This window comes from Pseudoalteromonas maricaloris (assembly GCF_024746855.1).
Taxonomy (GTDB): Bacteria; Pseudomonadota; Gammaproteobacteria; order Enterobacterales; family Alteromonadaceae; genus Pseudoalteromonas; species Pseudoalteromonas maricaloris.
Window position 1 is genome coordinate 1 of the sequence record NZ_CP024626.1, and the last position, 25,806, is coordinate 25,806.

A 25,806-nucleotide genomic window follows, 5' to 3' on the forward strand; every position below is an offset into this window, starting at 1 on the left:
CGCTGCAATTAAAGTACAAAAATTATTTTATAATGTATTGAAAATTTTATATACAAGTCCATAGTAGAGGGAGCTATCATCTAACATTTTCAAGAAGAAGGAATCACACAATGAAAGCAACTCTCGCAATAATACTTTCATTCGCATTTGTTGCAACATGCTCCGCTCAAGAATCACAACTTAATTTGAAAGATTTCGCACAGCAGTATTTTGATAAAATGACCGCTACTCAAGCACCAACAGCGAGCGAGAAAGAAATTGAGGCTTACTTAGCGTTACTGACAGATGATGTGGGTCATTCTCATTTACCTTGGGTAACTGACGATTCACGGCAACCGAATGGAAAAGCTCTTAAGCGAAAAGGCATGATGTTTTATTTAGGTGCGCACACGAATTACAGTGCCGAACTCTTAGATGTATTTGTATTCAACAGCTCAGCGATAGCAATTAGATACAAAAACTATGCGAAAGGTATCCACCCTGAAACCAAACGGCCAATTGAGTATAGCCAAACCATGATGGAAGTGCTAGAAATTGAAGATGACAAGGTTGCTGTAATTCGTAAATATCATGAATAAGCAGCAGCCCTTTTACACTTTGTTGTAGTTCAATGAACTTGGACACTATTTTAGAGGATATCATTAGCATTCGACTAAAGGTATCGGATGGCAAAAAAGTGTCGAACATTTAGTAAAGAAGTTAAACTTGAAGCAGCTTGTTTATTTTTGGATAAAGGCTACTTTCTCCGAGATGCATGTCACTTTTTGGATGTAGGTGAAATCGTTTTAAAGTGCTGAGACAACAACTTAGGCTTGAACGCGACGGTGAAACGCCTAAGTACAAAGTTTTGCTCCCGAGCAACAAGAGATTCAAGAGATTCAAGAGGTTAAAACCAGAATCAACGTCAAAGAGATTGAACTTAGAGCACAACTAGATACTTGCTTCAACCTCAGTCGAGGCTTTGCGGATAGTCGTAAACTTTCAGTAATGCTTGCGGATTTAGATATTGATGCTGGTTTAATTAAGGTCAGGCGGGTAACGCGTGATGTGCAACTTGTGTCAAAAAAGAACAGGAGCACACACTAATAAAGTAGCGCTGAATGAACGTTCTGATATATCAAACCTGTTAAATCGAGAGTTCGATCTGCAAAATCCAAATCAAATGTGGTGTGGAGATATTGCAGTAGACATTGATTTATACGCGAAGCGAGTTGTCGGGTGGGCGATTTCAGAAAAGCCAGATGCTATTAGATAGAGCATATTAACAAAGAGGCAAGCTTAGAGGAGCTATGTTGCATTTAAATAAGGTGAGCAAGATGTTAGCATTTACTTGGTGAACTATTACAACTGGGAAGGTCGCATAGTTTTATAACGAGATTCAAGCTCCAGCTGTAGCAGAAGAAAAACTTAATTTACTGTGTGGAATTGGTCAACTACTACAGAGAGAAGGATTGACCGAATTGATTTTTGAAAACTAGCCCAATGGTTAAGTTGAGAATACCGTTGCTATATAAGATTCTTAATGATGAAGTAGATAAGGTGGCGAGACCTAACCAACCTAAAACATGGGTAGTTGATGGTAAATCCGATAATGGAAACGTATTAGGACTGCTTACTATTGCAATTAGTGGGTAGTCCCGACATATGAGTCATGTGGTTGTTCATCTGAAACAAATCTGTATATGAGGTATGAAGCCAGAAATATTGTTACTTCACGTTAAAATTATGTCGCTTTGGCTGTTAGCTATCATTAAAGGAGCACCGAGTGAGAAATAGTTCGACTACGTTTGGTTTTTTACTCTACTAAAGACAAGTGAAAGTTGGATGTACCTTGCTGTTGGAATGAATTTATATTATCGTCGAACTGTTGGCAGGCATGATGACTGGTTTAGTTATAAAAGACGTGATTTAGGCTTTTAACTTGAGAAAGACAGTCTAGGATTTAATGCTTAATTCTGACTATACGAATAAGCGATACCGTAAGTTGCTAAAGCAATTTGGTATGCGAGCAAGCATGGGGGCTCGTTGTGATAGCGCTGTTGCTGAAAAGTTCTTTGGTAGCTTAAAACAAGCGTGGTTTCTAAAATTTTTTCAATCAACTCACGAATACATAAAAAATGATGTTGCTGACTAGGTGAGACATTACAATTTAGAGAGACTGTAGTCAGCTAATAATGATCAGCCACACGCTGAGTATGAAAATGTTTTAAGAAAAGTGTTCGGCTGGAGTTGACCAGAAAATTCAAGCAATGGTGCAAGTAGTTTAACGTTATGCCTATTTGTTTGATATTAATAGTTTTTACAAGCTTATTTGTAGCTATTTAATCGTGCACAGTTATTTTTTTTGCTTATTAATTAATAAGGAATAGTAAGTGGATTATACCGACGATATTATAATTGATAGTCCAAAGTTACATTGGCCAATGGCCGAATACACAAAAGGGCATGAACCTCACTTTCTTTTTATAATTACACCGCCTTATTCGGGTAGTACTGCTTTGGCAGAAATTTTAAATACGAGCAATAAAACGATGCTTTTGCATGAAAGTGGTGAAGGTCAATGGCTTGTTCCTGGCCTATGTGAGGATGATAGATGGAATAGCAATAAGGTTATAGATTATGCATCTGTCAAATCTGTTTGGTTAAATCAATATCAAAAAACAAAAGCTCAAAATCCAAGTGTAAAAGTTGTAGTTGAAAAGAGCCCGTCCAATATGGTGAGGATAAAAACGCTTGCTAGTCAATTTGATTCTTGTTCATTTTTGGCAAATAACCGAGACCCTTATGCAAATTGCGCGAGTACTCTGTATCGTCATCATGAAGCGGATGAGCTTTCTCAAAACGAAAGGCTGGAGATACTTTCGGTCATGGCAGCAGCATGGTTGAAAAGAAGTATGACCATTTTAGAACTCGTTACTTCACTCAATATCCCGTTGGTTACTTATGAGAATTTTTGCGAAGACCCAATAATTCTATCTAGGGTGTTGGAGTTACCTGAAGGAGTAGCTGAGAGTATTGATCCGTATGCAAAAGTTCAGGTGAAAGACTATATGACCAATCAAATAGTCAATAAAAATGATATACAAATCAACCGACTATCATCAGCGGAAATCTCACATTTAAGTAGCATTTTTGATTGTTACTCTTTCTTATTGGAGCATTTTAACTACAAGATTCTATAAGGAATGTCTAAATAGTGAACACTAAAAAACATCTCATGCGTGAGATTCTTCCGATGTTAAAGAGGAGCACTTATTTGGTTCTATCACTGACATAGTAGCGTCGTGAGCCTTTAAAGTTTTTAAGCTGAGTTATTATAAGATACTCACTTCTGTCTAATCAATTAGCGTAAGGCTGTATTCTAATACAGCTTTTTAAAGATAAATATTTTGCAAAAATAAAAATTATTACATTAGATTCAAGGATATTTATGAGTAATGCCAATTCATCTCTGGATATGAAAATATCCAGAGAAACACTGAGGAAGATATCAAAACTCAAACGTGACAATTATAGTTGTCTATTAATAATTCTTTTTAATTGTTTAATAGTTGCTGTTTCTATATATGTGTGTGTTGTAGTTTCTTACATATTTTATCCACTGGCTGTGATATTGATTGGTTCTGTGCATCGAGTTTTCGCAAATTTGTTGCATGAAACCTCACATAATACATTCGCAGAAAACAAAATACTCAATCATATTGGTGGCACTTACCTCTCTAGTTATTTAGTATTTCATATGGCTGTTCCATACAAATGTTCTCACATGAAGCACCACAGTCACCTAGGAGATAGACAAGAAGATCCTGACTTTGAGTTTCATATTAGCTGTGGGCTATATGATAATTCTCAGCCAGTTCATTGGTTTATTATCAAAAATATTTTACTGTCTATGATTGGGTATAGATCCATTCAGTACATCAAATACATATTTAAGGATAGAATCTTTTTTGATATGACCGGTCAGTCAGATAAAACAAAACGTGAAGCGGTTCGAGAGCGCTGGGCCTTCTTCGTTTATTGGGCCGTATTGGCGTCCTTAATTGTATATTTTGGAGTTATCACTGAGTTTATTTTGTTTTGGCTTGTGCCTATGTTTACCGCTGGAATAACGATCGGCTGGCTGGCAGAGCTAGCAGAACATTATCCGCTGCCGGAATTAGAAAAAGAGAGTTTGTTTTTAACTCGTAATCGAAATGGAACTTGGCTAGAAAACTTTATAATTGGAAGGCACGGAGACAGGTATCATCTTATCCATCATTTAGCGCCTAATATTCCCTGCTATAAATACAAAGCAGCCCATCAAGCGTTATTAAATGAAGAAGCCTATCGTAATTGGAATGATATGTGTGGCGGAATTTTTACGTGGCGTAATGACAAAGAAGAGAGCTTAATTTCATTTATAATCAAATATAGAGATTGGCAAAAAACAAACCCTGATAGTGAATCATTTTGTACGTATTTAATTCAAAAGCAGGCTAGTTAAATGATTAGTTTCAGTGCTTAACCAAAAAAATGCTATGTAGAACATGGAAATATATAGTCTAAACATTGAATAGAAGTTAGTTGATTACTTCTTTTTATAGGAACATTTATAGTGTTAAAAAAACCATTACTTAGTCGATTTATTTTTCTTATTCTATTGCCGTTAGTCGCATTCTTAACTTGGCTAGGCTTTATTGCTCTTAGTAGTTTACCAAAGACAGACGGCAGTTTTGAAGTGTCTGGTATAGAAGCTCCGGTAGAAGTATTGAGGGATGACTGGGGCGTTGTTTTTATAGAAGCTAACTCAGATAAAGATGCTTTTTTTACTATGGGATATTTGCAAGCTCAAGAGCGATTATGGCAACTTGAAATACAAAAACGTATGGCAGGCGGCCGTTTAAGTGAAGTGTTTGGCAAAAGTATGGTTGAGCAAGATGTTTTTATGCGTAGTTTGGGTCTATATTCCGCAGCAGAAGCCGCTTTTGACAGCTTATCACCTGATGCAAAAATAGCTTTAACCTCATATGCTAATGGTGTGAATGCTTGGATTGATGAATCAGATGCGTTACCTTCAGAATTTATGATGTTTGACATTCAGCCTCAATATTGGAAAGAAGTTGATTCGTTAGCATGGATAAAGGTTTTTGCACTAAATTTAGGGGGGAACTACCTCGATGAGTTGGAGCACTATGCTGCATCTCAAGTACTTGATAATGACAAACTACATTTTATTTATCCCGACCTCAAAGGGGAGACTTCGCCGACAGAGGTAGCTAGTTTTTCGATCGAAAGTGGCTATTTAGCGTTAGCAAATGAGCTTTTTAATAAACAGAACATGCAACTACAACTAGGTGGAAAATTTGTAGGAAGTAATGCGTGGGCTGTCAGTGGGAAAGCAAGCAGTAACGGAGCTACCATACTAGCAAATGATCCACACCTAGGATTACAGATCCCATCGTACTGGTTTTTTGCCAACATAAAGGGAGAAGAAATTAATGCAAAAGGTGCGGCTTTAGTAGGGCTTCCCGTGATTTTGTTTGGACAAAATACGCACATTGCTTGGGGAGGCACTAATTTAGGAGCTGATGTTCAAGACCTTTTTGTGGAACAAGTTAACGTTCATAATCCGGAACAGTACTTAGTCAATGGAAAGTGGCAAGCCATTTCCGAAAGAACTGAGTTGATCTCAGTGAAGCAAGACTTTCCTGCTGCGATGAATAAACCACTTAAGCCCTTAAAAGTAAAAGTAAGAAGTACGCGTAATGGCCCAATAATAAGTGATGTATATGGCTTGATCGAAAACCCTGTTGCTTTACGTTGGACTGCTCTTGATCCTGATGACACGAGTTTTCAAGCATTCTATGAGTTGAATTATGCGAATGACTGGGACGACTTTAAAAGCTCTGCAAATAGTTTAGTCGCTCCAGCGTTAAATCTATTGTATGCAGATAACGATGGCCTAATAGGGCTTGTCGCAGCAGGTAAAATACCGGTACGTAAAACAGGTAAAGGGTTACTGCCATCTATCGGTTGGGATGATAGGTTTCAATGGCAAGGCTTTATACCTAGAAAGCAGTTACCTGAAATTAAGGATCCTCATTCAGGGTACATCGTATCAGCCAATGATAAAGCCTTTAGTGACGATTACCCTTATTTTATCAGTGCCAAATGGGCACCAACAGCTCGAGCTGAGCGAATTAGTGAATTGCTAGCGAATAAGTTAGAGTCTAATAGTAAGGTGACGATGATAGACAATGCGACGATTCAGGGTGATATAAAAGATTTGGCTGTAGCATCAATACTGCCATTATTGAAAGAGGTTCACTGCGAAACCACCACTCAATGCCAGGCAATAGAAGTGATTAAAAATTGGGACGGCAATATGACTAAATCACACGTAGCGCCGACAATAGTGACCGTCTGGCTTGATCATCTTCGTCAGACTTTATTGCTTGAAGATCTTCAAGCGCCATACAATAAGCTAGAACTTGACATGTTTTTAGGCAGGATCATAGGTAACCTAACAATTAGTCAAATGTTGGACATGCTTAGCACAGGACAAGAACATTGGTGTGATGGACCTAACTCTAGTAGTCATTCAAATTGTAATGGCGTGTTACTTTCGTCTTTGGATAGCGCTATCGAAGAGCTTACCAAACTGGCAGGAGATGATATGGAAGGTTGGATTTGGGGGGAGTTGCATAAAACGGTTTACCAGCACCAGCCAATTAGCCAAATAAAGTTACTTAAAGGGATTTTCGAGCGAAGTATCAATAATGGTGGCAGTGTGAATAGTGTAAATGTTGCTAATGCATCTTATCAACCATCTCAAGGCTATGAGCAAAGCTTTGGTGCAGGTTTTAGACAGATAATATCATTGGGTGGTGCGAGCGGGGAACACTGGTTTATGAATAGTACTGGGCAGTCCGGCAATATTTTGAGTAAACATTATGATGACATGGTTGAGCCTTTTAATAATCTAGAATATGCAACTCTTCCTTGGTTGTTAGTAAGCAAAAATCAAAAGTTAAGTTTATTACCCAAAAATAAATAAAGGCCTAGTTAATGAAATTATTTGATGCATTTATCCATAGGTCGCCAAACAAACTGTTTGCTGCGATAGTTTTTGGTTCATTAGCTGGTGTTGCGTACAGCTTGCTTATCCCTATAGTGTTAAACAGTATCACTGGAGATAGTCGTTTTGTTGCCGAAGATACAGCTAATGCTATCGTATTCGGTATTGAAGTAGCTAACCAGAGTTTTGCCACTGCGTTCTTGATTATTTGCTTATTTATATTTTTTGCTAGAACATTTTCCCAAATAACGTTAACAAGGTTAGCGCTTGATGTGACTTCTGATCTGCGCAAAGACATTTATCAAAATATAGCAAAAGCTTCGTTAATTAATTTAGAAAATGTTGGTTCGCCTAAGCTGCTAGCGACAATCACTAAGGACGTTGAAGACATAATGAGAGGCGTGAAAGTGTTGCCTGATTTGATTATTTCAATGGTTACTATTGTTAGTATGCTGAGTTTTTTGTTGCTATTAAATGCTGAAGCCTTTGGTTTTGTGTTGGCGGCTATTCTATTTGGTGCATTAACTTATCAAATTCCAATGTTAATTGGGCGTAATTACTTTATCAAAGCCAGAGAGAGGGTTGATGATTTGCATGAGGGCATTCGAGGCTTAATTTATGGCGCTAAGGAATTAAAGCTCAATACAAGTCGAAAAGAGCATTATCATCAAGTTGAGTTAAATGATGCAGAGTCTGGCTTGATTAAAACACAAAAGACAGCTTTGGCAATTGTTCGTAGCGCGATGAACTATGGTGACCTTATTGGCTTTTTTGTTATTGGAGTCATTACGTTCGTATTTGTTAATTACAGTGATATTAGTAGCGAAGAGCTGATTGGCGTCATAATGGCAATGTTATATGTTACCGGCCCTGTCGGGTCGATTTTAAATACTTTTCCAGAGTTGTCTATGGCAAAAGTTTCATTGCGAAAAATAACACATTTACGAAAGCTATTAGCAGAAGAAGCGTTTAATGAGTCAGTCGAGCCGATAAAACCTTGGCAGTCAATTACAGTTGAAAACTTGCGTTTTATTTATCCTAGTCAGGAAGAGGATACATCATTCTCTGTTGGACCTGTTTCACTTCAACTCAAGAAAGGGCAGGTTACTTTTATCGTGGGTGGTAATGGTTCGGGGAAATCTACATTAGGCAAAATGCTTACCATGCACTATTTACCAACAGCGGGCAGCATTAGCTTTGATGATGTCGAAGTAACAAAAGATAATATTAATAGTTACCGGCAATGTATTTCATCTATTTATTCAGACTATTACCTATTTCAAAGCCTGCATGGCTTAGGTAACAAATTAGATGAAGACAAAGTACAGAAGTATTTAACCAAATTAAAGCTGCAAGACAAAGTGACAATAGAAAATGGCCGCTTTTCTACACTTAAGCTATCGGATGGACAAAGAAAAAGATTAGCACTCCTAGTGGCTTATTTAGAAGAAAAGGATTTGTATCTGTTTGATGAGTGGGCGGCGGATCAGGACCCTGACTTTAAACACTTTTTTTATTATGAATTGCTAAAGGAATTAAGAGAGGCTGGAAAAGCCGTGATAGTAATAAGTCACGATGATAGATACTTCGACCTTGCCGATCAGGTCATTGTAATGGAAAGGGGGCTGCGCAGAGACGAGTCCAGTGTGACTATTCCTACCGAGGCGCCAGAAGAAAAACAAGAGGAATTTGTGTGAACACCCATATGATCCCAAATAAAATAGCCTTGACTTCAACCCAACGAGATATTTACTTTGCCCAGCTTAGATATCCTGCCAACCCATTGTATAATATTGGTGGCTTTATTCGTTTTAAAAATATAGACCCAAAGCGTGTGCAACGAGCGCATGCTCAGATGGTACGAAATCACGACGCGTTTGGCATACGTATTCTGTCAGAAGAAAGCGGTTTAGGGCAATATTTAACTAAAGTGCGTGATACGAGTTTACCGATAGTAGATTTTAGTGATAAGTCTGAGAGCGAAATTGATTTATGGTTAGATAAACAGTTTCAAACACCATTTGAAATCCATGACGAACCTTTGTTTCGTTCTTTCTTGATAAAAATGGCCAAGCGACATTACCGTTATGTATCATTAGCTCACCATATAGCGGTCGACGGCTGGGGATTTGCAAATCTCGCTAGGTTGATTGGTGTTTATTATAATCAAGACTTGGCTGGCAAAAGTGCACCTGAGTTGGAAATCAGCTGGCCTGATATCGTCGAACTGGATAAGTCATATGTAAGTAGTACGAAATACCAAAACGATAAAGCATATTGGCAAGAAAACCTTAAGGATTTATCTACTGAGCCACTTTTTTCGCCAGATTTGAATGTGTCTTATGAAGGCGAGGACTGCATTCCAAGTCGTAGGGAAATTAGCGTTTTACCGAAAGAAAAAGTTGTTGCATTGAAAAAGGCAGCAGCCGAATTAAACATCGCTTTCCCGCAATTGTTACTTTCAGCTTACGCACTATATTGGATATTGTCATATCGAAAAAAAGAATTAACGATAGGTGTTCCCGTTCATAATCGTAGTGGTCATAAACAAAAGTCTAAACTAGGTGTTTTTACTAGTATGAGCCCTTTACGATTAAACCTAGATGGTACGAATAGTTTTAAGTCAATCGCGGTGGAGATATCATCGCAAATAAAGCGAAATTTTCGTCATACAAAATTTCCTATTGGCGACATTTATAGTTGTATTAGTCGTTCCGCACAGAGAGCACCTTTGTATGATGTTGCATTTAATTTTCTGCATCTGGATAGTGATATAGAAATCGAAGGGCAAACAGCTGATCTTGTGTATTGGTCACACAGTCACGAACAAACACCAGCGATGCTCAATGTTTGGGAATACGGTGCAACCGACTATGTTGAGTTGCAACTCGATCACAGCTTAAAATGGCTCTCGCAATTGGCAGCAAGGCGTGTACTTGACGGCATTGTTAAAATATTGGAGCAGGTATTAGTCAACCCTGTTATATCAATTGACAGGCTTGATACTTTTGGTGAACAAGAGCGGGCGTTGTTAAGTCACCTTTCAACACCTTCACTTTTGCCAAATAAGTTAGGGCAAGACTCAATTATTAGCGCTTTTGAACACCAAGTTTTACAGACCCCAGATAAGATAGCCGTACTTGATAGTCAACATGAAGTAAGCTTTGTTGAGTTGAATATAAAGGCTAATCAATACGCAAGAGTATTACAAAACAGTGGAGTGGTTTGCGCAGATATAGTCGGTGTTTCTTTAACGAGAGATAAGGACTTACCCGCAATTTTATTGGCTATTTTTAAACTAGGGGCTGCTTATGTTGCTCTTGACCCTTCAATTCCAGAGCATCGTCTTGCGTCAATTGTTAACGACAGTGGCTTGAAACATGTCGCTGTGAGTGAGCAAGTTACTTTTCCGCGTTTGTCTAATTATCAAATTGTTGAGTTAAGTTCGGAAAAGGTCGTTGAATTGAATGGAGAGAATCTTAATTTAACTTATTCACCTAACGATCTTGCTTACTTAATTTATACGTCTGGTTCGACTGGTATACCAAAAGGGGTGGAGATCTGTCATAAGAACTTAATGGCTTTGATTAATTGGTCTTTAGAAGAGTTTAGCAAGAGTGAGCTTCGTTGTGTCCTTGCAAGTACTTCGTTAAGTTTCGATTTATCTGCATTTGAGTTGTTCGTCCCTTTGTCGTCGGGAAATTGTATATATGTAGTCGAAAACGCGCTGGAAGCGATGAGTACGTGTCCTGTGGTGTCTATGATAAACACCGTTCCCTCCGCGATGAAAGTATGGTTGGAGCACAGAAATATCCCTAAATCTGTCGTTGCTATAAATCTTGCAGGGGAGCCATTGCCAATGGCTCTTGTAAACGATATCTTCGAACAAAACTCAAGTCAGACTGTGCGAAATTTGTATGGGCCCTCTGAGGATACAACATATTCAACTTGTATGGCTTATACCGAAAAGGTACACATTTCCCCCGCCATTGGTAAAGTCATTAGTGGTAGTTGTGCCCTTATATTAGATCAGAGAGGGAAGGAGCTACCTGTTGGACATATAGGAGAACTTTACCTTGGAGGTAGTGGCGTAGCCAGAGGTTACCGAAACCTTTCTCAATTAACAGATGAAAGGTTTCTTTTTCTTAAAGCAAGCGACAATGAATCTATGAAATGGTATCGCACTGGTGACCTCGTGCGATTGGATGATGACGGTATTTTGCATTATGTTGGCAGAATCGATGAGCAGATCAAACTGAACGGTTTTAGAATAGAGACTAATGAAATTTCAACTGTATTGACTCAATATCCCAGTATTAATGATGCGCTTGTCGTTGCTAAAGTTCAATCAGAGCATAAGTTTTTGGTAGCTTATTACTGCGCAGCACAACCTATTGATAATAAGTTGCTATTTGAGCATATTAGTAAAATATTGCCAATGTATATGGTGCCTCAACATTTTTGTTTTTTAGCAGAGTTTCCGCTGAACAAAAATGGTAAAATAGATAAAACCAAATTACCTGATATTAAAGTAGAAAGTTTAACTGAGGCGTTTGTTGCCAAAAACGAAGTCGAACGGATGTTGTTGACTCTATGGCAAGATTTGTTAGGTGTCCAATCAATTCCTATTGATCAGAGCTTATTTGAATTAGGTGGTAGCTCGCTGTTGGCAATGAGAATGTTGGCTTTAATCAATGAGACTTTTGCGACACAATTTACACTTGTACAATTGTTTTCGCATGATACTTTGCCAAAGCAGTCAACACTTCTTCAACAAAACTGCGTCAAAAAGCATCAAGTTGTAATCAAGCGCATTGACTCAAACCGCGCTCCACTTTCGTTGGCTCAAAAACGTATTTGGTTCACTGAGCAAATGGCTGGTAATCAAACGATGAATAACATGGTGATTTCCTATAGGTTATCAGGTGCTCTCAACGTTGCAAAACTAAGACAAGCACTTGCAGATGTGGTTAAGAATAATGCAATATTGAGAACGACTTATCATCTAGATCATGAGTTGCCTTATCAGTTGGTAAGACATAATGCTTCCGTTGAGTTCGTTGTTGATAAACTGCCCGCAGGCGATATGAAAGATGTCCTAAATGATCTTTATGCCCAGAGGTTAAATAGCAAGTTTGACTTAGAGTCAGATACCATGTTGCGGGCCCATCTGTTCACAGAAGATGCTAGTACTAGTTACCTATTTCTTTCCTCTCATCATATTGCGTTGGATGGCTATTCGATTAATCTCTTGCTTAAAGAGTTGTCTGATATTTATGACTGCAATCTTAGTGGCAATAGGCGTGATTGTGATTTACCGCTAGAAGCGCCAGAGTATGGCGATTTTGCGACGTGGCAAAACGAAAATAAGCATCAAATTGATATAGATTTTTGGCAAACTAAGCTTGAAGGGGCGCCAAATTTACATGGGTTGCCCTTGGATAATCCAAGATTAAATAATACTCGCATTGATGGACGATGCTCGCGTACATTTGTCGATGACCAAACAACTAAACAGTTGATCAAACTGTGTGAACAGCACAAGCTGACTCTTTCTAGCATACTGTTTAGTTTGTATAGTTATCTGCTGATGGTATACAGCCGCCAGCAAGATATTATTATCGGTATTCCTGTGCTAGGTAGAGAGCATACTAGCTTGCAAAAAGTGTACGGTGTATTTATTAATATGCTGCCAATCCGAGTTCAGGCTAAGCACAATGAGTCACTTGTGAATTGGATGAGCTCTATACAGTCTGAACTTTTCGACGCTTTACCTCACCAGTCGACACCGTTTGAGCAATTAGTTGAACAATTAGCCACGGCTCATGATTCGAGCTATGCACCTATATTTCAGATCATGTTTAATTATCAAGAATATAGTTTCGATAATATGACATTACGGGAAGTATGCAGTGAACGATTAGTGCATGAACATAGTGCTGTGAAGTATGATCTAGAACTTCATGTAAACACCATGTCGGATGGGTTAGAACTTAGTTGGTTATACAACCAAGCTATATTCGATAGCACTACAATCAAGCAATGGCAGAATAGTTTTGAACTGTTGCTAAATACCTTTGTGTCAACCCCAGAAGCCAGCCTACACGAGTTAAACTTACTTAGCAGATTAGATTCAAGCAAACTGGTCCAGTGGAACAAAAGCAGTCGTGTACAAAATGCTGAGAAAAACTTCCTTGCAGCAATTTATCAAAATTTTGATTCGACAAGTATAGCGTTCGTAATGGGAAAGGATGTGATGTCATATAAGCAAGTGGGTGAGCTGTGCACCCGCTTTGCAAAGTCAATTTTAGCGGCTGGTGTCAATCAAGGAGATGTGGTTGGGATTATGTTACCGCGTGGTCAAGTGTTGCAATGTAGTATGCTTGCCACGATGCTACTGGGGGTAACATTTGTTCCTTTGCCAATAAATTTTAATGACACGCGATTAGCTTACATTATTAAAGACAGTGGCATTAGTCATATTATTACCAAAGATGAAGTTCGAGCGAGCAAGTTGTCGTGTTCGACTTTGATACAAGTGCTTGATATTGAGAATTATGATTTAGTCGCTTCAACAACAAAAGCGCTGCCAATCCGTCAACTTCATCCAGATGCAACGGCCTATATTTTATATACGTCGGGCTCGACAGGAAGCCCCAAAGGGGTGCCGATACACTACGGTGCTTTAAACAACTTTTTAAACGCAATGTTATTGGCGTTAGACTTAGGTAATGCGAAAACTTGGTTGGCCTTAACTACTAATTCTTTTGATATTTCACTTCTAGAATGGCTAGCGCCTCTAATTAGAGCAGATCGTTGTGTACTCGTTAGTGATGAGCAAGCTGCTGACCCTTTATTATTAAAAGAGTATATCGAACAACATGAAGTCGATGTTATTCAAGCTACCCCATCAAGGTGGCGGCAAATGATAGAATCAGGCTGGCAAGGAGGTAAGCGTTTAACTCTATTAACAGGTGGTGAGGCTCTAGATACACATTTGCAGCAATTACTGTCTGAGCGAAGTGGTACATTATTCAATTGCTATGGACCAACAGAGGCAACAATTTGGTCCTGTATAAACAGAGTCGACAGTCAGGCTAGTGAACGATGCCGCTTAGCCTTAGGGAAAAGTTTAAGCAATTATATCCATGCTGTAGTTGACGAAAATAATCGATTATTACCCATGGGAGCTATCGGAGAACTAGTAATCAGCGGTGTCAGTGTTACAAACGATTATCACAACTTACCTGAGTTATCTGCAACACGTTTTTTTGTTTGTCAACAGCATCCATATCAAGGGAAGCGCTTTTATTTGACTGGAGATTTGGTTCGTTTAGACGGCTCGGGTCGTCTGAATTATATAGGCCGAATTGACAACCAAATTAAAATTAGAGGGACTTTAGTTGAGCCAACAGAGGTTCAAGGGGCGCTGTGTTCATTGCCAGAGGTTAACCAAGCTTTCGTTTGTGCATTTGATAACGGGCGAGAGCAAGAGCTTGCTGCATATTTAGTGCTAAACGAAATAGCTTCTCTTGTTGATATACGAAATGCGCTACTAAAAATACTGCCCGACTATTTAGTCCCTTCTAGATTTGAGGTTTTCGATGAGATGCCGCTTACCAGTAACGGAAAAATTGATATTAAGGCGTTACCAAGCTTCAGCAGGCAAATGATTGTTGAACCAACTTTGGCTCAAGGAAAGACTCAGAAAATACTTGTTTCTCTATGGTGCAGTGAACTTGATGGAATCAATAAAAATGTATGCGTAGAAACAGACTTTTACTCGCTGGGTGGAAATTCTATGCATGTGGTTAGGTTAGTACGAAAGATTAATCAGCACTTTGACTTTATCGAGTTTTCGGTAGCAGATTTTTTGGCTGATAGTCGGATAACAACGATAGCCTCGCTATTAGATGAACGTACTTTCTATCAAAATTTGACGAGTGACGCGAGCGAATATAGCAGTATAACTGTGATCTAACAGAAATAAAAAGATGTTTTGTACTCAGTCAGTTTTGACGGCGATACGAAGTGTGTTGAAAATAAAAATAAACAGAATTTATCACTATGAATAACCAAGATATCGAAAAAGAAGAGTGTCATTTTTACTCAAGAAGTCATGAAAAATTAGTTGCAGAGCTTGCTAAAGATAAAAATAAAGCTGTAAAAGTAGCGACTGAAGTTGAACAACGACCTTTTCCAAAATTTGCTCTGGCCGAATTAGAATTATTTGAGATAAGTCCGTGGCCATTAGTTATCTCGCAGAAGTGGGAAGAACGCTTTGATAAATTCATAAAAGGAATTGGTCCAATATTGTGGAAGTCACTCTTGCTATATTTTGGTGATGATGCCGAAAAGTTTGCTGATAACACTGGACTCCCCGTTGTAGTTCTAAATATTCTCAAGGAGGCAACACTGGACCCTTACAATTTATTTGTTAGGCATGATGTGATGGTAAGTGGCAATGAGATCAAATTATTGGAAGTCAATGCAGGCACTGCGATTGGTGGTTGGGAATTGAGTTTAATTGAACGGCGAATGGCGGATGCATTGCACTTGATGACTGGTCTTGATTCTGATTCTGTTGCAGCAGCCTTGATATTTGAAAAGCTCTTTAATAGCTTGGCAACACAAATTAAAAGACTTAAAACACCTTACCATACAGGTAATATTCTTTTTGTTTTTGAACGAGAGCCTCCGCAGGATCTACTAAGACTGATTGGTAAACAATTACAAGAATATTACGTTAATAGTTCAGATTATGTGGCTGGAGAGGTTATTTTAACCAGCGGAAGCCTGGGGATTAGTTTTGGGGAAGAGGGTGAAGTCCGGTTTAATGGTACGGTGATTAACGGATTGCTGATGGCTGGTGCTAGTCTTGGTGTTTCTCTAACGCTCGCTGAGGTTAGCGGACATTTAGTTTTTCCTGATAGTTTTATTTATAAAATACTCGGTCAAAAAGCATTACTCGCTTTACCTCATAAACCTCAAGTAAAAGCAAAACTGGCTAGTAATGAGCGTGAATTTGTTGATAGGCATATACCTTTTACCGTCACAATGGATGAAGAAAAAGTAGAGTTTCGGGGACAAATTAGCGATTTAGCATCACTTTTGAGCGCACGACGTTCGGATTTTGTCATTAAAAAGTCCAGTTCTCTAGCTGGTAAGGATGTATATGTAGGTTGTTTTACTGAGCCAGAATTGTGGCAAGAATTAATAGAAATACTCTGTGGTAATGCACATTGGGTCGCACAAGAATATTGTGAGGCGGACAAATTCTTAGCCGCCGATAAATCCTGTAAAGTGGTTAAGTATACGCCGGTTTGGGGGGTTTTTGGCTTTGAAAATAGTTATTGTGGCGCTTTTGTAAGAGCTAGTATTGACTCAACTGAGGAAGGGAACGGAGTGATTAACTCTGCAACTGGGGCGTTGGAATTTGCGGTATTAGAGGAACAAAATAGTCAGACCGAAGAAGTTGGAGAACATCACTCAATTGATATTGCAGCGAGAGAAAACAGCTATAAGCTTGCTGCTTCTTATGGTCAATTAACCGATCAACTTGTTCAAAATAAATCGAAATTGGCACCGTTAGTTTCTGCTTTGTCAGAGCGTCGCTTTCCAGAATTTGCTCAGCGTGGATTAAATACATATCCATTAAGCCATTGGCCCTTGTTGATTGATCAAAACACTACTTCTAAGTTTGAAACATTCGTACAAAACTTTGAGTCGTTAATACGCCATGTTGTTGACTATTGTTTTGTTGAAAACTTGCAAAGTTGGAAAGATTACTTCGGTCAAGGGCAATTCTTACTTTCTCTATTTTCAGAGCAAGAAGTGAATTATGATAACTTGCTTATTAGACACGACACCCTTATCAGTAATGGTACGGTTAAGATGTTAGAAGCAAATGTTGGTTGTTCAATTGGCGGCTGGGAAATAGATTTATTTGAGGCATCTACTTTAGACGCTGTCGAAAAGCTTTTACCAATCGACAGGAGTAATTTTGCTGCGAGGCCTTTCTTACAAAATCTTTTTAATCACTTTTCTGTGGCGATAGAAAGATTATCGTTGGCAAACAAAAGTCGCAATGTGTTGTTTGTTTCTAAGCCAATGGAGCCTCACTTAGAAGAGTTATTTCAACAACAACTACAGCAGATGTATCAGTCGCAAAATGATTACTTGGGAGGCGAGGTTCTTTTTGGAACTGACCCACATCAAATTACATTTGAACAAGACAATACATTAACTTATCAAGGAAGGGCGTTTAATGCGCTAGTTATGCCTAATTTAAGTGCTTACCCTGAGTTAGCTTTTAATATCACCCGAGCGGTAATTGAAGGGTATGTTATAAGTGCTGATAGCCCTATGTTTGAGTTACTCGGTAATAAAGCAATGATGGCGCTATTTCACGAGGAGGATGTTAAAAACTCCCTTCCTGATTTACTTCGAGACTTTGTTGATTCCAGCATTCCATATACTGTAAAACTAGATAGTCCCGCGGTTAGTTTTGACGGAAAAGCCTGCTCTATAAAAGATTTATTATTATGTTATCAAGATCGGTTTGTCCTCAAAAAAACAGATTCTTCTCATGGTGTTGATGTCTATATTGGACGATTTTGTGATAAGGCAGAATGGCAAAAGCTGGTCTTACAACTTTTGGGAAGTACAGAGTGGATAGCGCAAGAGTATTGTGAACCTGATAGCGTAATTGGTGCAGATTACTTATCCAATGTTTCAGAGTTTTTACCTGTATGGGGATTATTTTCAGTTGAAGGACATTATGCAGGGGCACAAGTTCGAGCTGAAGACGTAAATCATAGGCATGGTGTCGTTAATACGCATCAAGGAGCTAGTGTATTTGTAGTTTTGGAAGACAAAAGTCCTCTTGCTAAAATATCCAATACTGCAAGCGATGCAAAAAAAAGCGCTACCAATATGCTTTATTCTGAAACATTTGCAGCTATGAGCGATTTTTATACAAGAAAAGGAACTCATACCGGTCATGTATTACCGTTTACTTTGGATGGCTTACCTAAGTTTATGGGATTTCATGAGGAGTTACATTACTTACCATTAGTTGTGTCTCAAAAGTTAGTTTTAGATTTCGAAGGTCTTATTTTGGGTTACCCAGGCGTTGTACTGCGAGCAATTCAGAGCATGTTACCTGATGAACAGACTTTTATTGAATTGCTGGATGAGTCACCTTTGCTTTTTGACGTGATGAGGGATTACGCCCCCAATCCTGCCGAACTAATGTTTAGATTCGATATTCATTGTGATGGCGAACAATTAACTATGCTGGAAGCTAACTTAGGTACAGTGATAGGTGGTTGGGAGGCTGACTGGTTAGAGCCAAGGGTGAGAGCACGTATTGCTGAATTTGAAGAGCAAAGCGAGCCCGAACTATATTACCGTCAAGTTACGCCTCAGATGTTCCGCAGTTTAATTGACTGTATTCTCGAAATGAAGCGAGAAAATGCAACGGGCATTATTTTGATTGGAACTGAAGCTGAAAGAAGTGAAGAATGGCTTAGCTTTGAAAGTGCACTTGAGCAGGTATTTGGTTCGGTCAAAAAAGGTGGATATGACCATGGGCGTCTTATTTTTTTCCACGAATGGCAAGAACTTGATTTTTCTTCACAGGGAAAAGTTTTTTACCAAGAAATTGAAGTTGATACCGTATTTACGGTAACTCCTCGATTGGAAAATCAAAAGGTAGGATTGTTAAATGCACAATTGATGTCAGCCTATTTAGCTAAAAACCTGGTTTTCCCCGACTCTCCGTTACACCAAGTCTTTGGTAACAAGTTAGTGATGCCTTTGCTCCATGACTACAAGAGCTCCGGTAAAGCAAGTAACGAGGATATTGCATTTATTGAGCGGTACATTCCTTGGTCGGCTAGGTTGAATTCGTTACTGCAAGAAAGTCATATCGACAAATTGGAACAGGTCAAGCAACACCGTCAAGATTACGTATTGAAAAAATCAGCTTCTAGTAAAGGGAGTGATGTTGTGGTTGGTAAGTACAGCGGGCAAACCCAATGGCTGGAGGCAATAGAAAGAGCGTGTGTTGAGGATGATTGGCTTGTGCAGCGCTATAGCCCAGCGTCAAAAGTTTACCTGCCTGATGGGGGAGAATTAATCGAGAATGACATGGTTTTGGCCGTATATGGTATGAGAGACCGTTACAGTGGTGCTTGGGCAAGGTTAGTGCGCAAATGTGATACAGGAGTTATCAATGTTGGTACCGGCGCTGTACCAATGTTAGTTCTTGAAGAGCTTAAACAACAGCAAATCGTAATTATTTGAAGGTAGTAAAGATGGAAATTAAAGAAATATTAGAGAAAAGCGTTGCGGCTGGATTACGAATTACGCTAAACCAACAAAACCTTCAAATTCACAGTGATGCACCGCCAGCACCTGAGCTATTGGCGATGATCAAGCAGCATAAAACGGCTATTGTGGCCTTTTTGCAAAAGCATATAGGTGATGTCAAGCAAACCGATGAGATTGCTGTAGTTAATGTGGATAATGGCTTTCCGCTGTCTATGCAACAACAAAGTTTGCACTTTATTGGACAATTATATTCTGATCATAGTCAGTACAATTTATGCCGGGTTTTTTCTTATCAAGGGCAGCTGGATATTAATGTAGCAAACCAAACTATTCATTATTTGGTTAATAGACATCCAATGTTGAGCTTACGCTTTGATGAACATGAAGGGGAAGTTTCACAACAGTTTGTCGATCTTGCTTCGGTATCTGTGCGCAGTGAAAGTGGAAATATAGAAAGTATTTTATTGAATGAACAGAAGCATCAGTTTGCGTTAGATGGTACACCGCTGATTCGTGTTATTCATGTTCCAATCGATGATAAAAGTGGTTGGTTATTGTTTAATTTGCCACACCGTGTGGTTGATGGGAAATCAATATCAATTGTTACTCAAGAGTTCGTGGAAGTATACCAAGCGATCTCGCAAGGTAGAGAAGCGTCATTGCCAGCACTGCCTATCAGGTATAGCGATTACGTCGCGTGGCAAAACAGCGCAGAACAGTTGAAAAAACACAGCGATGAATTACATTATTGGTTAAATAACTTACAGGAGTGTCCACCGCTTCATTCTCTTCAGTGTGACTTTCAACGACCTGCAATAAAGTCAACCGATGGAAAGATGTTCACGACAGAGCTCTCGGCAGAAATGAACCAGCGCATTGATGCGTTTTGCAAAGTAAATGCTGTGACACCGTTTATTTTGCTGCAAACTTTAATGGCTGTGTTAGTTAGTCGCTATAGCGGCGAAAAAGAGGTGGTTATTGGGACGCCGGTTGAATGCCGAAGCCACAAGCAGCTCGAAAATTTGGTTGGTTTATTTGCAAATAGCGTAGCGATTAAGAGTTCAATAAGTCGCAATATATCGTTTCGTGAACAGCTCGAAAATAATAAATTGCAAATACAACAAGCGATGTCGAATCAAGATGTCCCTTTGAGAAAAGTAGTTGAAAGTGTTAACCCAGACAGAGCAATGAGTCACTCACCTTTATTTCAATTATTTTTTAGCTTAGATAATGACTCTATCAATGATATTTTGCTTGATTCAGTAACACTCACTCCCGTATCACTTGGTGAAACCACGAGTAAATTCGACCTAGAACTAATGATAAAAAGGGGAGATAAGAAATCATTAGTTAATTGGCATTACGATCATAGGTTATTTACCGAGACGTCAATAGCTTCCTTTGCTCAAAGTTATTTGCAGTTGTTGGAGGAAGTACTCGATAATGTTGAAGTTCAATGCGAACAACTGGATTTAGACAGAAGCAGAGTGATACCTATAGCACTAGATCAGTCTGAAGGAGAGCTCTTACATAAATTGATAGAGCATCAAGCAGAGCGTTATCCAGACAAAGTCGCTATTGAAGGTGCTGATTCAAATATCAGCTACAAAGCTCTTAATGAAAAGGCAAACCAAGTTGCTCATTTCTTAATTAAGCAAAAGTTAAGTGCAGATGAATTTGTTGGGGTGTGTATTGAGCGAAGTATTGCGTCAGTCATTGCTATTCTAGGGGTTCTTAAAGCTGGTATTGCCTATTTACCAATTGATCCAAAACTACCTCAAGCTCGCCGTCAATACATTGTGAACGATGCTAAGATTTCACTGGTTTTGAGTGAGTTAAATGAAGACTTTTGGACATCGGTCAGTTTGTCAGACATCTTGCAAAGAGAGTATGCAACTTGCAATCCAAATATTGTTATACACCCTGAAAGTACGGCATATGCTATATATACTTCAGGCTCAACTGGTAACCCTAAAGCGGCGGCGATAAGTCATAGTAATGTATTTGCATTACTCAAAGGCTGTAACCGTCACTATGGTTTGAATGAACAAGACAGAGTTACTAATTTCCACTCTACATCATTCGATTTTTCAGTGTGGGAAATTTTCTCAGCGCTTACCAACGGCGCTACGTTATACATAGTACCAGAGCCACTTAAGTTAGATATTCGTTTGCTCACTAAATATATTACAGACAATGAAATAACCTTATTAAGCTTAACCCCGTCAGTATTTTACTTATTTGCAGATGAAATGCTGAAGCAAGGTAAAGCTCACAAGCTTCGTTATGTTGTGTTGGGTGGTGAAGCATTAGATAAACAGAAAATTCTTCCTTGGCTTGAAAGTCAGCATGACGGACAAGTACGTTTGATTAATATGTACGGAATTACCGAAACTACAGTACATGTGACTTTTCATGAGGTAACTCTTGATTCGAGTGACGCTTCTATCGGCGTTCCAATAGATGGTTATGAAGCGTATGTGGTCAATGAGCAAGGTAGCTTGCAACCTTGCAATGCTGTTGGAGAATTATGGATCGCGGGTAAAGGAGTTGCTAAAGGGTACTTAAATCGTGAGCAGTTAAATCGTGATAAATTTTCAGTGGTTGATCTAGGTGGCTACTCTAAACGTGTGTACAAAACAGGAGATTTAGCCTGCTGGAGCCCTGACGGAAGTTTGCGTTATTTAGGTAGACGTGATCAGCAAATTAAAATCAGAGGCTATCGGATTGAGCCTGGAGAGGTAGAAGCTGCAATACTGTCTTTAACTGAAGTCACAGGAACGGTAGTTGATAAAATAACATGCTCTACAGGTGAGCAGTTGGTCGCCTTTGTTAAGTGTAATTCTTCGAAAATAAAAAATATAAACGAAGTGATTAGCGCTAAAGTGAAGCAGTCTTTGCCTGCATATATGGTTCCTAACATCATTAAAGTAATCGAAGAAATACCTGTTACTCGCAATGGTAAAGTAGACAAACAGCGACTAATGGATACATTACAAGATATGGCTTTTGTTGAACGACTACCTTTATCTACAAATACAGAAGTTGAACTTGCAAATATATGGAAAGAGTTGATTGGTGTTTCACAAGTATTTGCAGATGATAACTTTTTTTCGCTAGGAGGACATTCACTCGTTATTGCTAAACTGATCGCGTTAATAGAACGCCAATTCGGTAAATCGCTTTCATTGACGTCTGTTTACGAAAACCCTCAACTTGCAGATCTCGCTCGTGTAATTGATGCGGCCAATTCAGAGAAACATATTATCGACAAGGTAAATGCACAGGTTGATGTTGAACCGACTCCAATGCAAAGCTCAATGTGGCTTGCATGTCAGATAGAAGAAAATTCGAGCAAATATAATATTCCAGTCACGCTAAAACTTGAGGGTACGGTAGATCAACAAGCTATTGTTGATGCATTGACCTCGATCGTTGAGCGTCATGAATCGTTGAGAACTCGGTTTTTGAAACGCGATGACAAATTGATTACTCAAGTTAACCCTGATATCAGTTTACAACATGAGTTTGTAGATCTAAGTGATCTAAGTCCAAACCTAAGGTTTGAAGCGCTCGCTGAGCATAAACGAATTGAAGGAGAGCGCAATTTCGATCTCAGTTCAGATACATTGATAAGAAGTCGGTTATTAAAATTTGAACCACTCGAGTATTATTTATTGTTAACGGTTCATCATCTGGCTTGTGATGCATGGTCAATCGATATTTTGTTTGATGAATTTAGCCAATTATATAATTGGACACACGATCGTCACACGCCAAAACTACCAAAATTAGATATACAATATTGTGACTACGCGGCGTGGTATAACGAGAAAAATACGTCGGCAGATATAGGGAAAAGCAAATCGTTTTGGCAGCAAGAACTGGCAGGAGCACCCTTGGTTCATAGCTTACCTTTGGACTTTGCGAGGGAAAAGTTGGTCAATAATGAAGCCGCTTATCATAAACAAGTGATTGGCGGTAAAGTGTATAGAGGATTAAAAGAGTTGGCACAAAGAGAAGCGCACTCTTTGTTTAATGTCGTTCAGCCACTGATAGCTTTACTATTAGCCCAACTAAGCAACGAAGATGATATCTTGATGTTATGTCCGTTTGCAGGGAGAGGTAATAATCAAACGGAAAATCTGATCGGTTTATTTAACCAAAACATTATTTATCGTACCACCCTATCAGCTAACGCTAGCTTTTCAGAATTGATATCAGACAGTCACGCGTGGTTTAAAAGGGCTGTTGAGCACCTAAACATCGCTCATGATGAGGTTGTCAAAAGTGTGGCTCCACTGCGTCAATACGGATTTACACCTTTGTGTCAGGTAGCTCTAAACTTTTTAGTAAAATCATCGCCAAAGCCCCAACTCAACGAGGTAGTCTGGACTGATATTTCACAAGAGTACGGTATTCAAGATTTAGATCTGCATTTTACTATTGTAGATACTGGAGAAGCGCTAGAGGTTCGGTGGCTATATAAAAAGTCTCTTTTCAAAAATGATACCATCTGTAATTGGGCAGATAAATTAGCAGCGCTCAGCGCTGTGACTGTAAATAATTCTGAAAAACCACTGGCTCAATGGCCTTCTTCTTCGTGGAAACATTATGAAAAGTTAAATAGCTTGTCTGTGTTTCCTACTGAAAGTGCAAACTATATTCATGAAGCGGTAGAGAAGATGGCTGATAAGTTTGCAGACAAAGTTGCAATCGTTGCACAAGACGCTCAGTTAGACTACAAAACATTGAATGATACGGCAAATCAATATGCTGCGTGCTTGATCGACAAAGGGGTAAAACCTGGACAGTACGTCGGAATCTGTGCTGAGCGCAATACTAACTTTGTTATAGCAATGCTTGCAGTACTAAAAGCTGGTGGCGCTTACGTTCCTCTTGTTCCAGATTTACCAGAAGATTATTTGGAAAATATTGCGTCAGACGCCGAAATAGACATTATTCTGACGGAGCAGGCTTTGTTACAGAAGTTTAATTTTCTGTCGTATAAACGAGTTATTCCAACAGATATGGCTTTTAGAAAAGTACTTTTAGCCAAGTACTCTACCGACAATGTAAAGCTAGAATTGCAACCTAACTCAGTACAACCTGCTTATGTGATTTATACTTCAGGTTCTACAGGTCAACCTAAAGGTGTAGAAGTCAGCCACAATGCGCTCGGTAACTTTGTTAAGCATGACCAGAAATTACTAGGAATGGATCAGCATAGCCGGTTACTTAATGTGTTCTCCTTCAGTTTTGATCCCGCTTCAGGCGTAATTTTTTCAGGGCTCACTGCGGGGGCTTCAATTAATATATGCCCGACACATGAAGAACTAGCTCCTTATATCGAAGAACACAAGCTAACTCACTTGATTTTCCCAACAGCCCTTGCGGCAGCTACGCCAGTAGGAGATTGGCCACATGTTAAAGTAGTGAGCGCTGGGGGAGAGGCCTGCTCTCCATCGCTCTCTCAAAAATGGGGAAATCAGTTTGAGTTTTTTAATCTATACGGACCTACAGAAGCAACTATTTACGCGTTAAATGATAAGTATGTTGCAGGCAAAAAGTTGACGATAGGTAAACCGATAAGTCACTCTGGATGCTACATAATAAACAAGCTCGGCCAGATTGTTGATGTTGGTCAAGTCGGCGAGTTGGTTATATTTGGAGCTAGTGTCGGGACGAGGTATTTAGATAATGAGTTAAATGAAGTTAAATACCCCGTGATACAAACACCTAGAGGCCCTGAAAAGGTTTATAAAACAGGTGACTTAGCACTGCTAAATGAAGATGGAAATGTCGAATATAAAGGAAGAATAGATTCACAATTAAAAATACATGGCTACAGAATAGAGCCTGCACAAGTTGAGGCTCAAATAATGACGCTACCTGAAATTAAAGAGGTAGCTGTAGTGGTACATAAGCCTGAAAAGGGTGAACCACAACTTGTTGCCTATTATAGCTCAAGTGACGGCAGCAATATGTTTGATTTTGATTCTCATCTAGAGGGGAAATTACCACATTGGATGTTGCCGTCATCGTTCATTTCTGTAGAGGCATTGCCACTGACTATAAATGGTAAATTAGATGTCAAAGCGCTCCCTCAGCCTTTATTGGAAAAAACAGAGATGGTTCTGCCAAAAAGCCAATTAGAGCAGGAAGTGAAAAATATTTGGTGTGAAATACTATCACTTGAAGATATGTCGATGTCCGATGACTTTTTAAATGTTGGGGGAAGTTCCTTAACGGCTATGGTTTTGGTTAACCAAATAAAAAGTAAGTATAAGATTGATATTAAAGTGAAAGATTTATTTGAGCATTCAACCCCTACTAAGTTTGCAGAGTTACTTGAATCATTAAACGATAGCGTTGAAGAGGTTGAGCATGCAGTTGAGATGGAGTGGTAA

The 25,806-nt window shown here is 39.0% G+C and carries 8 protein-coding genes; all 8 read left to right on the plus strand.

Translation table 11 applies throughout. The annotated features are described in order from the left end of the window. Positions 1-110: 110 nt before the first annotated feature. The 8 genes from CTT31_RS18115 to CTT31_RS18155 all read left to right on the plus strand — a co-directional run bounded on the left by CTT31_RS18115 (position 111) and on the right by CTT31_RS18155 (position 25,806). The gene (locus tag CTT31_RS18115; RefSeq protein ID WP_039496664.1) at positions 111-578 is read left to right on the plus strand and encodes a hypothetical protein; all 468 of its coding nucleotides are present in this window, start codon (positions 111-113) and stop codon (positions 576-578) included. A 1,794-nt stretch (positions 579-2,372) separates the two neighbouring features. Then, positions 2,373-3,182 (plus strand): sulfotransferase, encoded by an 810-nt coding sequence (locus CTT31_RS18125; RefSeq protein ID WP_211856486.1) that lies wholly within the window; start codon positions 2,373-2,375, stop codon positions 3,180-3,182. 248 nt (positions 3,183-3,430) lie between these two features. Further along, complete coding sequence (locus CTT31_RS18130; protein ID WP_130127679.1) at positions 3,431-4,486, plus strand: fatty acid desaturase family protein; 1,056 nt, start codon at positions 3,431-3,433, stop codon at positions 4,484-4,486. A gap of 111 nt (positions 4,487-4,597) precedes the next feature. After that, positions 4,598-7,039, plus strand: a complete 2,442-nt coding sequence (locus CTT31_RS18135; RefSeq protein ID WP_260492689.1) for a penicillin acylase family protein — start codon at positions 4,598-4,600, stop codon at positions 7,037-7,039. 11 nt (positions 7,040-7,050) lie between these two features. Next, on the plus strand, positions 7,051-8,757 hold the full coding sequence (locus CTT31_RS18140; RefSeq protein WP_260492690.1) for a cyclic peptide export ABC transporter: 1,707 nt from the start codon (positions 7,051-7,053) through the stop codon (positions 8,755-8,757). Continuing rightward, on the plus strand, positions 8,754-15,041 hold the full coding sequence (locus CTT31_RS18145) for a non-ribosomal peptide synthetase (RefSeq protein ID WP_260492691.1): 6,288 nt from the start codon (positions 8,754-8,756) through the stop codon (positions 15,039-15,041). The genes CTT31_RS18140 and CTT31_RS18145 overlap by 4 nt, the downstream gene beginning before the upstream one ends. A gap of 86 nt (positions 15,042-15,127) precedes the next feature. After that, the gene (locus tag CTT31_RS18150; RefSeq protein WP_260492692.1) at positions 15,128-19,369 is read left to right on the plus strand and encodes a hypothetical protein; all 4,242 of its coding nucleotides are present in this window, start codon (positions 15,128-15,130) and stop codon (positions 19,367-19,369) included. Between the two features lie 11 nt (positions 19,370-19,380). Next, positions 19,381-25,806 carry a non-ribosomal peptide synthetase gene (locus tag CTT31_RS18155; RefSeq protein ID WP_260492693.1) on the plus strand — a complete coding sequence of 2,142 codons (6,426 nt, stop codon included), beginning with the start codon at positions 19,381-19,383 and terminating at the stop codon, positions 25,804-25,806.